The sequence below is a fragment of the Bacteroidota bacterium genome (genome assembly GCA_016715425.1).
Taxonomy (GTDB): domain Bacteria; phylum Bacteroidota; class Bacteroidia; order Chitinophagales; family BACL12; genus JADKAC01.
Genome location: JADKAC010000001.1, coordinates 43,854 through 56,922, shown reverse-complemented (window position 1 = coordinate 56,922; position 13,069 = coordinate 43,854). Strand labels below are relative to the sequence as shown.

The window sequence follows — 13,069 nt, the reverse complement described above, 5'->3', positions numbered from 1 at the left end:
TGATTTCACCTGCTGCATTTTTATTGAATGTTATTTTACGATTATTAATTCGTCAATAATATTTTTTGCTCCACCTAACTTTTCAATTACGAAAAGGACATACCGTATATCCACGTTAATTGTTCTGTTCATATTTGGATCAAAAATATAATCACCCGGTGTGCCTTCGTAGTTTCCGTCAAAGGCAAGTCCGATAATATGTCCCTTGTCGTTCATAATTGGACTTCCACTATTGCCACCGGTAATATCATTATCAGAAAGAAAACATACCGGCATTCTACCTGAAGCATCCGCATATTGACCGTAATCCTTTTTTTTGTAAAGCTCATAGAGTTTATCCGGCACTATAAATTCTTCATCTGTATTATCCATTTTTTCCATTACACCTTCCAGATAAGTAATAGAATGATATTCAATACCATCTCTCGGAGAATACGGATTTACTTTTCCATAAGTAAGGCGCAATGTAAAATTGGCGTCGGGATAAAATGCTTTTTCAGGATGCATTTGCATTTGTGCTGCCATATAGGTTCTGTTCAATACACTGATCTGTTGTTTTGCTGCAACAAATTGCGGACGAATGCTCATGGCACTTTCATACAACCCGGTATAAAAAGAATACAGCGGATCTGCATTTAACTTTTTCAGTTTGGGTTTATCTAAAAATGCATTCAATTTTTCGGGTGATGCAATAATAGAATTTGCAAATGCATTTTTTGTCCATGTATCAATTTTCTCATTATCATCGGCTCCATTTGTTTTAGATAAAATATCTTTTACTACCTGTGGCTTTTGATCTTCCGTTAATTTATTATTTAATAGTTTAATAAATGCAGCAGTCTTATTGAGATCTACCCCAGGATAATAATTTACAAAAGTTTCATCAGCTCCGCTGCGTATAATTGCAATAGTTTCATCTAGATCTTCATCGCTGATATTTTTATCTGCAAGCATTGTTGCCAACTCATTTAAATCTCTTGAAAGACTTCCAGGAGTGCTAAGTAACACTGGATAAATTTTGTAATAATATTCTTTATTCACTACACTTAAATCACTATATGCCGCTTTCAAATCCAGAAGCAAGCTGCCATACATTTCTTTTACTTCGCCGCCTTGTTTATTTACCCATGCTTCAAAAGCTTTTTCTTCATTTTGTTTGTAAGCAACCGCATCCAATACTTTCGTCATACCTGATATTTGCCCTGTATATAATTTCAGTGCATTCTTCAAACTAGAATAATCGGGTGCAATAGCAAGTCTTGTCGCAACATCTTTATCCATTTCAACTTTCATTGCTTCTGTTGCTGCTGTAAAAACATCCACTTGAGCAGGGTTGCTTTCTGTAATTATTTCCTGCATTGCAAAACTGGTTAGATATCTATTTGTTGAACCGGGATAACCCATAATCATTGTGAAATCTCCATCCTTAACTCCGCTGATATCAACGGTCAAAAATTTCTTTGGCTTATAAGGCACATTTGATTCAGAATAAGCAGCCGGCTCATTATTCGCATCCGCATACACTCTGAAAATAGAAAAGTCTCCAGTATGTCTCGGCCACATCCAGTTGTCGGTATCAGCACCATAATTGCCGATAGAAGCGGGAGGAACACCAACAAGACGCACATCATCATACTCCTTCATATAAAAAATAAAATATTGATTACCGTTAAACATAGGTTCAATATTTACAATTAATCCGGAGGACTCAGTTTCACGATCTGTAATTCTGGAAATAATTTCTCTTGCTTTCATTTGGCGAGATGTATTATCCAATCCGGCAAGAAAAGGAATAATGGAATCTGTAATATTATTTGCACGCACTAACATTTCTACATACAAACCTTCAATCGGAATTTCTTCAGAATAATTTTTTGACCAAAAACCATTGTCGAGATAATTATTTTCCGGACTACTTACCCCTGCTACTGCATCATATCCGCAATGATGATTTGTGAAAACAAGTCCATTAGCAGAAACAAATTCACCGGTACAAAATCCACCGAAAACCATTACCGCATCTTTTAAACTTGGCTTATCAATATTATAGATATCGGAAGCTGTAAGTTCAAAACCCAGCTTTTTCATTTCCTTAATATTAATATCCGTAATTACAGAAACTAACCACATACCTTCATCCGGCATTGGATGTGGTAGAGAAGCTTTACTCACAAATGGAATAAGCACAAGGGATATCAGCAACAATTTCAGCTTTTGCATTACTATTTTTTTTTAATTAAAAGTGTAAAAAATATCGGTCGCTAAGATAATAGCTTAATTTATTGATTAGAAAAAAGTATGTGAATTGACATAAAAAAAGCGGCAAATACCGCTTAAATAAGATAGCTTAAATTTATTTATATTTCTTTCATGAATCGCTTGGTAATTAGCTTAGTACCATTACTCATACCGGCGATAAAATAAACACCCGGTTGTAATTCACTCAGATTTACAGAGATAACTTGCTTGCCCTGTTCAGGAATTATAGAGAGTATTTCTTTACCTACAATATTTAAAATAACTATGCGATCAATATTTTTAGAAAAATTCACGGTTGCAAAAGCCTTTACCGGATTAGGATAGATAGACACGTCGGTACCATCTATATAACTCTCAATATATACTGAATTATTTTCGGTATATACAGCAGCAACTGAAGTTTGAACGGCTAATAGTGCCAAACAGAAAACTAAAATTGTGAGAGAAACTTGAGTGTATATTTTTGCCATAGGCCGCTATAAAAAAATTATGTGTAAAAATAAGCATCTTATACTTATGAATCAATTGGTTTGTTACGTCACTCTGTTAATTAACAGGGATTAACAAATTACAAGTTATCAAGATCAAAGTCATCATCACTCATTGTTTCGCCTGTGAATACACTGGAAAATAAATCTCTGAATTGTGTACCATCATGCAACAATCCTTTACTCAACATAGAATATTCACTTAATCCATGTAATACAAATTCCATCATAAAATACTTTTCTGCAATTTCAATATTTGGAAATTTTTTCTCCACCAAATGCTTCAAGCCCGGAACTGCATCTAAATTTTTGCGATATTCTTTTTCAGTGATATCGTTTAAAATATCTAATTGATTGCCCTCAATAAACCAATCTACAATTTCCTTATATGGTCCTGCTTTTTTTTCTTGCTTTATCTTTTTTGATTTCTCCGGAGCAGGAAAATATTTTACAAATTGACTTCGAATTGCTTTGCCGATTAAATTTAATGCGACAATAAAAGGACCTTCCTGTTCGCCTTCATAAACTAATTCCAATTTCCCGGTAATGGAAGGAATCACTCCCCAAAAATCTGAGACACGTACAAACGTTTTCTTTTCGCCATTCATCAAACATCTTCTTTCCGCAGCGCTCACTAAATTTTCTTTTGCAGTAATTGTCATCCTTGCAGACACTCCACTTTTCTGATCCACAAATTCATTTTGTCTGGCTTCAAATGCAATTTGCTCAATTAAATCTTCTGCCAAATCATTTAATTGCACAATAGATTGTTCAGGATGAATTGCTGCTTCTTGTTCTGTAATTTTTTTTGAGACCAGAATATCTTTTGGATAGTGTGTCAAAATCTGACTTTCAATTCTATCCTTTAACGGCGTAATTATAGAACCACGATTTGTATAGTCTTCCGGATTTGCAGTAAATATAAATTGCATATCTAAATGCAATCTCACTTTAAAACCACGAATCTGAATATCACCTTCCTGCAAAATATTAAACAAGGCCACTTGTATTCTCGCTTGCAAATCAGGTAATTCATTAATAACAAAAATGCAACGATGCGATCTTGGAATTAATCCAAAATGAATAACACGTTCATCGGAATAAGGCACTTTTAAATTTGCTGCTTTAATCGGATCTACATCACCAATTAAATCAGCAACAGATACATCTGGTGTTGCTAATTTTTCTGTGTAACGTTCCGAACGATGTAACCAACTCACAGGAGTATCGTCGCCCATTTGCGCAACTAAATCATTTCCAAATCTGGATACAGGTTGTAGTGGATCATCATTTAATTCGCTGCCGGTAATTACAGGAATATATTCATCCAATAAATCAACTAATAATCTTGCGATACGTGTTTTAGCCTGACCACGCAATCCTAACAAAATAATATTATGTCTTGATAAAATTGCTCGTTCAATATCCGGAATTACCGTATGTTCAAATCCATAAATAGATTCAAATAATTTTTCGCCTTTGCGTAATTTCTTTACCAGATTTTTCCGCAACTCTTCTTTTATTGGAAGTGGCTTATATCCCGATTTTTTTAATTGTGCGAGTGTTGTAATTTCAGTTGTATTCATTCGTATTGTTCAAAATCTTTTTTAAAAAATATTATCGCACATTGCGGCGGCGATTGCGTTCGTAATCTTCAAATATATAATCACCCAATCCTTTCAAACTGGTATAAAATGCTTTGCCCTGATTCACCTTTGTAAACTCTTCTACAAACCTTTGTAAGTACGGATCTTTTGCAATCATAAATGTAGTAATGCGAATTCCCATTCTTCTACAGTAAGCAGCAAGATTTAATGTTTTGTTTAAAATGATTTGATCAATTCCAAAACTATTTTTATAATATTTTCCATTGCGGATAATACAAGTGGGTTTGCCATCCGTAATCATAAATATTTGTTTGTTCGGATTTTTTCTTCTACGCAAAATATCCAATGCTAATTCTAAACCTGCAACTGTATTTGTATGATAAGGTCCTACTTGTAAATACGGTAAATCTTTAATTTCAATCTGCCATGCATCATCACCAAAAGCAATAATGTCTAAAGTATCTTTTGGAAATTTAGTAGTAATCAATTCACTCAATGCCATTGCCACTTTTTTCGCCGGTGTAATTCTATCTTCACCATATAAAATCATGGAGTGCGAAACATCAATCATTAACACGGTAGAAGTTTGTGCTTTATATTCTTTTTCTACAACTACAATATCATCATCATACATTTTAAATTCATCAATACCGTGATTGATGTATGCATTTTTAATGGAGTCAGTAAAATCAATCTGATCTGATGAATCACCGTATTGATAGCTTCTGCGATCTGCACTATTTTCATCACCTGTTCCTGTGAAAGAAGTTTTATGTTGACCTTGTGTTGATTTTTTCAGCTTACCAAAAATTTGTTCAAGAGAAGTTTTGCGAATGGTCTGTTCCATTTTTGCAGTTGGCACCATTCCTACTCCACCTTCCTGTTCTTCTTTTAAATATCCACGATCTTTTAATTCCTGAATAAAATCACCCATACCATATTCTGCTGTTGTGATTTTATATTGCTCATCAATTTGATTCAGCCAATCCAAGGCTTCTGTAACATCACCCGAAGTATAAACCAACAGTTCTTTGAATAAATCAAACAGTGTATCAAAAGTTGATTTAAGTTGTTCTATATATTTTGAAAAACGATTGCCCAGCATTTTTTAAAATCCTTTTCTATGCAATGAAATATTATCAATTTGTCCGCCGTATAAAACATTTCTTATTCCGGCACCATTTAAAAAATCATGCGGAAAACCCAATTCAATTTTACTCACTTCATCCAATCTCTCTAATTGTTCTTTTGTGAATTCTACTTCTGTTGCCATCAAATTTTCATGCAATTGTTCTGCATTTCTTGCACCTGCAATCGGGATAATATTATTTCCCTGTTGCATTACCCATGCGATTGCAATTTGCGATGGTTGTTTATTTAATTCCTTTGCAATCGCCACCACTGTTTTTGCAATTTCCATATTCTTTTCACTCAATCGTTTGCTGTGTTCCTTTAAACGTTTCGGATCATCATTTTCTTTTAAATATTTTCCTGTCAATGCACCACCTGCAATTGGCGCCCATGCAACAACCGCAAGATCAAGTGCATTTGCCATTGGAATTAATTCACGTTCCACACTTCTTTGTAATAATGAATATTCAATTTGCAATGCAACAAATGGATTCCATCCCCGCAAATCAGCAATTGCATTTGCACGAGAAACTATCCATGCCGGTGTATCCGAAATTGCAACATACATTACCTTACCGGAGCTAACAAGATCATCCATTGCACGCAATACTTCTTCTATATGTGTTGTATAATCCCAGGCATGCAAATAAAAAATATCTAAGGATTCTAAACCCAAACGTTGTAAACTTTCATCTACAGATTGCATCATATTTTTTCGATGATTGCCACTTGCATTAATACCATCATCCATTTTCACAATAAGAGAATATTTGGAGGCAATAATTAATTCATTCCGCTTACCAGATTTTTTTATCAGTTCTCCTAACAACTTTTCACTGGTTCCATCTGTATATCTGTTTGCAGTATCAATAAAATTTCCTCCGGCTTCTAAATACGTATTAAATATTTTTTCTGTCTCCGCACTATTTGCACCATAGCCCCATTCTTCACCAAAGGTCATTGTACCCAGACAAATTTCTGAAACACGAAGTCCGCTTCTTCCTAATAATTTGTATCGCATAATGTTGTTGTTAGCTTAAAAACCTGAATAGTTGTCAATAGTTCATGATAGAATGAAAAGCAAACTATTAATTTCGTGCGGTTAAAAATAATGAAATGAAAAAAATATATTTTGCTGTTTTCTCTATGTTGCTATCCATCCAAATGTATGCACAAGAATCTGATTCAACAATTATTCGAAATATTTATACTGAAATATTATATAATGGTAAATGCTATGAGTGGCTACATGATTTATGTAAAGATGTTGGTCATCGTTTAAGTGGTTCGCCGCAAGCGGATATGGCAGTGCGCTGGGCTAAAGAAACTTTGGATGATGAAGGATTTGATAAAGTGTGGTTACAGGAAGTGATGGTACCTCGCTGGGTGCGTGGACAAAAAGAATATGCTGAAATTATTGGTGTCGGACAAGTAGAAGTGTTGGCCTTGGGTAATTCAATAGCAACACCGGAAGATGGTATTCAGGCACAAGTAATTGAAGTACATAATTTCGATGAATTGCAAAAAATCGGTGCCGAAAATATTAAAGGCAAGATTGTTTTTTTTAATCACTATTGGGAGCATGAATACATCAATACTTTTGAAAGTTATAGTCCTTGTGTAGAGTATCGTTGGAAGGGGCCGAGTGAAGCTGCGAAATATGGAGCAATAGCTGTAGTAGTTAGAAGTGTTGGTTCGGCAAAGGATGAATTTCCACATACAGGCAGCATGCGCTATTTAGATGAGAATAAAAAAATTCCCGCAGTTGCTATCAGCACATTAGATGCAGAATTATTAAGTGCAACATTAACTGAATTCCCTAAAACAGAATTCAAACTTTTAACATGGTGTAAATTTTTACCTGATGTAAAATCTTATAATGTAATTGCAGAAATAACAGGTAGTGAATTTCCAAATGAAGTAATAACTGTTGGTGGACATTTAGATAGTTGGGATGTGGGTGAAGGTGCACATGATGATGGCGCAGGATGCGTGCAAAGTATGGAAGTATTGCGTACAATAAAAGCTTTAGGAATAAAACCAAAACGCACTATAAGATGTGTGTTGTTTATGAATGAAGAAAATGGAAATCGTGGTGGCCATGCTTACGCTGATTGGGCGAAGACAACAAATGAAAAACATATTGCAGCAATGGAAAGTGATGCAGGTGGATATTCACCAAGAGGATTTACTATTGAAGATGATAGTGATGCAATTGTACAAATATTTACTGATCTGAAACCTTTATTTCTTCCTTATGGTGTGTATTATATTCAGCGAGGATATGGTGGAACAGATATCGGTCCGTTAAAGGAATTAGGTACTACATTAATCGGTTTAGTACCCGATTCGCAACGCTATATGGATATTCACCACACTGCAAACGATACATTCGATAAAGTGAATAAACGTGAACTGAGTTTAGGTGCTGCAACTATGACATCTGTGGTTTGGTGGATTAGCGAGAATGGAATTGAGTAGATAATGTGCAAATTAGCAGATGTGTAAATGTGAGAATGATTAGCCGATTAGCAAATGTGTAAATGTGCTAATTGAATGCTCTGCTCATTTGCAAATCAACTAATAAACTTATCAGCTAATCACTTTCACAATTGATAATCAGCTAATCATCTAATCGGCTAATCGGCTAATTCTCACATCGGCTAATAGGCTAATCATCTTATCAGCTAATCAAACACATTCGCACATTTGCATATTTGCACATTAATTTTGTACAATGAATTATCTGATAAAAAATGCGCAAATAGTTAATGAAGGAAAAATTATTTCTTCTGATGTGTTTATAAAAAATGAACGAATTGAACGTATTGATCCGAATATTTCTGTTAAAGAAAAAGTGGAAATTATTGATGCTGCGGGTTTATTTCTTATGCCGGGAATTATTGATGATCAGGTGCATTTTCGTGAACCGGGTCTTACGCATAAAGAAGATATTTATCATGGTTCTAAAGCGGCTGTTGCCGGTGGTGTAACTTCTTTTATGGATATGCCCAATGTAAAACCGCCTTCGCTTACTCAGGATTTATTGCAACAGCGTTATGAAATTGCATCACGCACTTCGCTTGCCAATTATTCTTTCTATATGGGTGTGAGCAATGATAATGTGGAAGAAGTTTTAAAAACAAATCCGGAAACTGTTTGTGGTATAAAAATATTTATGGGTGCATCCACAGGAAATATGTTAGTGGATGATGAACATGTGTTAGTGCAAATATTTAAAAATGCACCTACATTAATTGCAACACATTGTGAGGATGAACAAACAATTCAAAAAAATTTAAAACAGTTTGAAGAAAATTACGGTGATAATATTCCTGTAGAATATCACCCTGTAATTCGCAATGAAGAAGCTTGTTTAATTTCCTCCACTCTTGCCTCCGGACTTGCAAAAAGATTTGACACACGTTTGCATATTTTACACATCAGCACCGCCGATGAAATTGCGTTGTTTGATAATACCATTCCATTAAAAGATAAAAGATTAACTGCTGAAGTATGTGTGCATCATTTATTTTTTGATGCGGATGATTATGAAAAACTCGGTAGTAGAATAAAATGGAATCCGGCAGTAAAAGATAAAAAGCATAAACCGCAATTATTAAATGCATTATTAGATAATCATTTTGATGTAATAGCAACCGACCATGCGCCGCATACAATAGAAGAAAAATCAAATCCTTATACAACATGTCCATCGGGTGCGCCAATGGTGCAACACAGCATAAACATCATGATGCAATTTTATAATGAAGGAAAAATATCATTGGAAAAAATTGCAGAAAAAATGAGTCATAATGTAGCAACCTGTTTCCGCATAAAAGAAAGAGGATTTATTCGTGAAGGATATTATGCTGATATGTATTTATTAGACACACAAAAACAATGGCGGGTTACCAAAGAAAATATTTTATACAAATGCGGTTGGAGTCCATTAGAAAATTATACTATGCATGGCAAAGTAGAACAAACATTTGTCAGCGGCAAACGAGTTTATAATAGTGGCATTTTTGATGAAGCGGTGAGAGGGAAAAGGATGGGGTTTTTTAAATTGTAGAATTGGAGAATTGTGTAACTGTCGAATCGTGGAATCGTGGAATCGGAAAAAGCGAAGGCGAATGTCGAAGGCAATAGCTTGCTTTGAGTAACATTGAAAATCATTATTCATTAATGAAAATGAATGATATTGTTTAACCTGAAACATAGAATAAGAAACTTCGATTTTTTTTTCAATGGTCATAGTCAATGGTCTAAGTTTTCACTAACGGCGATAGAGTTTATCAATTATAATACGCTGAGTGCTGTTCCAGTGACTCGGCGGGTACAACACTTTTGTAAATTGGAGTGTGGTTTATAGCAATTACAATATTAATGAGGAGATGAGGGGACAAAGAATATTATTTAATACCTAATCGTATTATTCTGTTTTATTGCTTTTTACAAATTATTTTCGTCACCTTCCAATTTTTCAATTTCTACTTTATTGGAGGTGTAAATATTTATAAGAATAATAAATAGACTCAACATAAGTGGGCCATATAATATTCCGAGTATTCCAAACAAAGGAATTCCTATAACAACACCTATAATCGTGATCAAAGGATGGGTGTTTGCAATTTTTCTTCCGATTGCCATACGAATAAAATTATCTATGGTTGTTACAATTAAGTAACCATAAACAATGATCCCAATTCCTGCAATTGAATTTCCATTTGATAATTCAATGAGACCTGCCGGTATGAAAATAAGAGGAGCTCCAAACATGGGTATCATGGATAAGAATGTTCCAATTACGCCCCAAAATACCGGTTCCGGAATACCGAATATTAAAAATCCGATTCCCAAGAGTGTTCCCTGAATAATTGCAATCAGCCCCTGACCTAAAATATTTGAATAGGTCATATTGCGTAATTCATTTCCTATTCTTACAGAATTTGATTTTATAAAAGGTAAGTAATGCACGAGACCGTTTTCAAATTGCCTGAAGTTTTTCATGGTAAAATATAAAGTAAAATACATCACGAGGATCTGGACAAATGTATTTGCAGCGCCGTTAACAATAGAACCGAATAAAGCAGCAGCTCCAGCTTTTAAATTAGTAATTGTTTCATTAATAAGATCGGGTTCATTTAATTTTTCAGTTGCAAACCGGTCTATATTTTTTAATATTTCCTCGGTAATTTCAGGATTGTTGATATAAAAAATAACCCTGTTGGAAATAAGTTTTATAAGAAAAAAGATGGGTATAATAATACACACAAAGGAAAGAAACAGAATTAATGCAGTTGATAAACCTTTGTTCCATTTTCTTTTTTCCTGTAGATAAATATTTAACGGACGAAAGATGACATAAATAATTATTGCACCTAACAAACCACCTAATATTCCCACCAATTCCAATGCAATGAATATTCCTATGAAAATGATAATAATTAATATAAGGATATTTCTTTGTTTTAACGCTGTAATGCTAAGTGGCATAGTAATTTTTATATATAAAGGTAAAAATAAAAGTAGTTAATAATTACAAGATACTTTGTAATAATATTAGATTATTAAATGGGTAAAATATCCCACAATGAGTTAATGGAAAACAATTTTTTTAAAGTGTACTAATTATTTCTTCTTCCCTTTTCGCATTGCTTCTTGCTGCTTCATTGCATCTTCTAATCGCTGTGCAAATTTTGATTTTTTCACTGGCTTCGTTTTGTTTTCCTGTATTTGTGCATGAATGGTTTCATCATTTATTAAGAAGCGACGAATACCCCATTGTTGTCCGAAGGTTACCATATTACTTACGAAATAATAATAGGTTAATCCGGCTGGTGAATTATTCAGGAAGAATAAAAAGAAAACAGGCATCATATATTGCACCCAACGCATTTCTTTTGTAAGTCCGGATGCTTGCGTCATGTTCATGCGCATATATAAAATGGAAGAGAGCGTCATCAGTACACAAAAAATACTGAGGTGACTTCCTATAAATGGAATGTCGGCACTCCAATGAATAATATCATCATAACTGGATAAATCATCTGCCCATAAAAATGATTGCTGACGTAATTCAATAGCTCCCGGAAAGAATCGGAATAAGGCAATGAGGATAGGCATAGAAAGTAAAGTAGGAATACAACCACCCAATGGATTTACTCCAGCCTTTCTAAACAATTTTAATTGCTCTTGCCCCATCTTCGCCTGATCATCTTTCAGCTTTTCTTTCATCTCTGCAATCTCAGGTTGCAACACCCGCATTTTTGCCATGGATAAATAGGAGCGATAAGTAAGTGGAGTTAATGCGATTTTAATAATGAGCGTCATCAAGAAAATAATTAACCCATAATTATTTAAAAATCCACCGAGGAAATTAAATAATGGTATAACTACCCAACGATTTATTACACGAAAAATACTGGTGCCTGTAGGAATAATATCTTCCAGACCAATACCAAGTTCTTTTAACTCCGAATATTTGTTTGGTGCGAAATACCATTGCATCGGTACTTCAAATTGCGATTGATTATTGAAGGTGATAAATAATTCAGCATTACATCTTTTTACAAAAGCTGTTGTGTCTTCTTCATCAGAGTAAATACTCATGTTACCCTGATTATCAAAACCATTTTTAGCAATGAGTGTAGTATTAAAAAATTGCTGCTGACAACTCAACCATTTTACTGTTGCATCAAAATCTATGTTTCCATTCGAGGATTTATAATCTAAATCGCCGTTTTTATAACTGAAATAAAATTTAGAATACTGTCGCTCGTATTTAATATTTTTTTCCTGCTCCTGCATATCATTCTGCCAATTGAGTTTCATAAAAGCAAGATTTGCAGGAATCACATTATTAAAACCGGTGAGTTTTATTTTATAATCAACCAAATAACTTGTATCGTTGAAGGAATAAATCTGATCAAAATATTTTCCTTCACCTGCGCTTGCACGAAACGTAATTGACTTACCCGGAATATTTTCAAGTACATTAAAATAGAGACTATCGGTATTTAATAATTTATCGTTGTCATAATAAAAAGTATAATTAAAATAATTGTGTTCTCCATTTACCAAATACAAAGGACCGCCATCGTATTGTTTGTAATCCTTCAATTGTACTCTTTCTATATCACCACCTTTATTGTCAAAAGTGATTTGCAATTTATCATTCTCTAAAACAATTAATTCTTTTTCACCTTGCATGGATTCTGCAAACGGCCCGGTATATTTTTGAGTGGTATCTTTTTCGGAAATAATAACAGGTTGCGTTGTACTTAATGTATCATACAAGTTCAGCAATTCAGTTTCAGAAAGTGAGTCTGTAGTAATTGTAGAATCTGCATGCGCTTTTGCCCAGGCAATTCTTTCATTTTTAATAATCTGGAGACTATCGGCTATGCGCATCTCTTGTGCAACACGAATACTATCCTGTTGCATCACTTCCTGCACCCTTGCCTTTTGTGAAATTCTACTTTGTATAGTGAGATACCCGATAAACAATGCGCCGAGCAACACAAATCCAATAATTGTATTACGATCCATATTTGAGCCGCAAAGCTAAACAGATTTAGC

Annotated in this window: 9 protein-coding genes; 2 read left to right on the top strand and 7 right to left on the bottom strand. The window is 34.2% G+C overall.

The genetic code is table 11. From position 1 onward, the window contains the following. Positions 1 to 30: 30 nt before the first annotated feature. The 5 genes from IPN31_00205 to IPN31_00185 all read right to left on the bottom strand — a co-directional run bounded on the left by IPN31_00205 (position 31) and on the right by IPN31_00185 (position 6,506). On the bottom strand, positions 31 to 2,220 hold the full coding sequence (locus IPN31_00205) for a S46 family peptidase (protein MBK8680342.1): 2,190 nt from the start codon (positions 2,218 to 2,220) through the stop codon (positions 31 to 33). Positions 2,221 to 2,357: 137 nt separating this feature from the next. Beyond that, positions 2,358 to 2,729 carry a T9SS type A sorting domain-containing protein gene (locus tag IPN31_00200; protein ID MBK8680341.1) on the bottom strand — a complete coding sequence of 124 codons (372 nt, stop codon included), beginning with the start codon at positions 2,727 to 2,729 and terminating at the stop codon, positions 2,358 to 2,360. Between the two features lie 98 nt (positions 2,730 to 2,827). Continuing rightward, the gene (locus tag IPN31_00195; GenBank protein ID MBK8680340.1) at positions 2,828 to 4,333 is read right to left on the bottom strand and encodes a magnesium chelatase; all 1,506 of its coding nucleotides are present in this window, start codon (positions 4,331 to 4,333) and stop codon (positions 2,828 to 2,830) included. A gap of 31 nt (positions 4,334 to 4,364) precedes the next feature. Then, positions 4,365 to 5,459: a VWA domain-containing protein gene (locus tag IPN31_00190; GenBank protein MBK8680339.1), complete on the bottom strand. Its 1,095-nt coding sequence runs from the start codon at positions 5,457 to 5,459 to the stop codon at positions 4,365 to 4,367. A 3-nt stretch (positions 5,460 to 5,462) separates the two neighbouring features. Next, positions 5,463 to 6,506, bottom strand: coding sequence for an aldo/keto reductase (locus tag IPN31_00185; protein MBK8680338.1), 1,044 nt, complete (start codon positions 6,504 to 6,506; stop codon positions 5,463 to 5,465). Between the two features lie 95 nt (positions 6,507 to 6,601). Here IPN31_00185 and IPN31_00180 point away from each other — a divergent pair, with 95 nt between their 5' ends. Both IPN31_00180 and IPN31_00175 read left to right on the top strand, forming a co-directional pair. Then, complete coding sequence (locus tag IPN31_00180) at positions 6,602 to 7,966, top strand: M20/M25/M40 family metallo-hydrolase (GenBank protein MBK8680337.1); 1,365 nt, start codon at positions 6,602 to 6,604, stop codon at positions 7,964 to 7,966. Between the two features lie 256 nt (positions 7,967 to 8,222). After that, positions 8,223 to 9,560, top strand: coding sequence for a dihydroorotase (locus IPN31_00175; GenBank protein ID MBK8680336.1), 1,338 nt, complete (start codon positions 8,223 to 8,225; stop codon positions 9,558 to 9,560). A 380-nt stretch (positions 9,561 to 9,940) separates the two neighbouring features. Here the strand turns inward: IPN31_00175 and IPN31_00170 are convergent, their stop codons facing one another. Both IPN31_00170 and yidC read right to left on the bottom strand, forming a co-directional pair. Beyond that, entirely contained in the window at positions 9,941 to 10,984 is a 1,044-nt protein-coding gene (locus tag IPN31_00170) for an AI-2E family transporter (GenBank protein MBK8680335.1), read from the bottom strand. A 135-nt stretch (positions 10,985 to 11,119) separates the two neighbouring features. After that, on the bottom strand, positions 11,120 to 13,039 hold the full coding sequence (yidC, locus tag IPN31_00165) for a membrane protein insertase YidC (protein MBK8680334.1): 1,920 nt from the start codon (positions 13,037 to 13,039) through the stop codon (positions 11,120 to 11,122). Between the last annotated feature and the right edge of the window lie 30 nt (positions 13,040 to 13,069).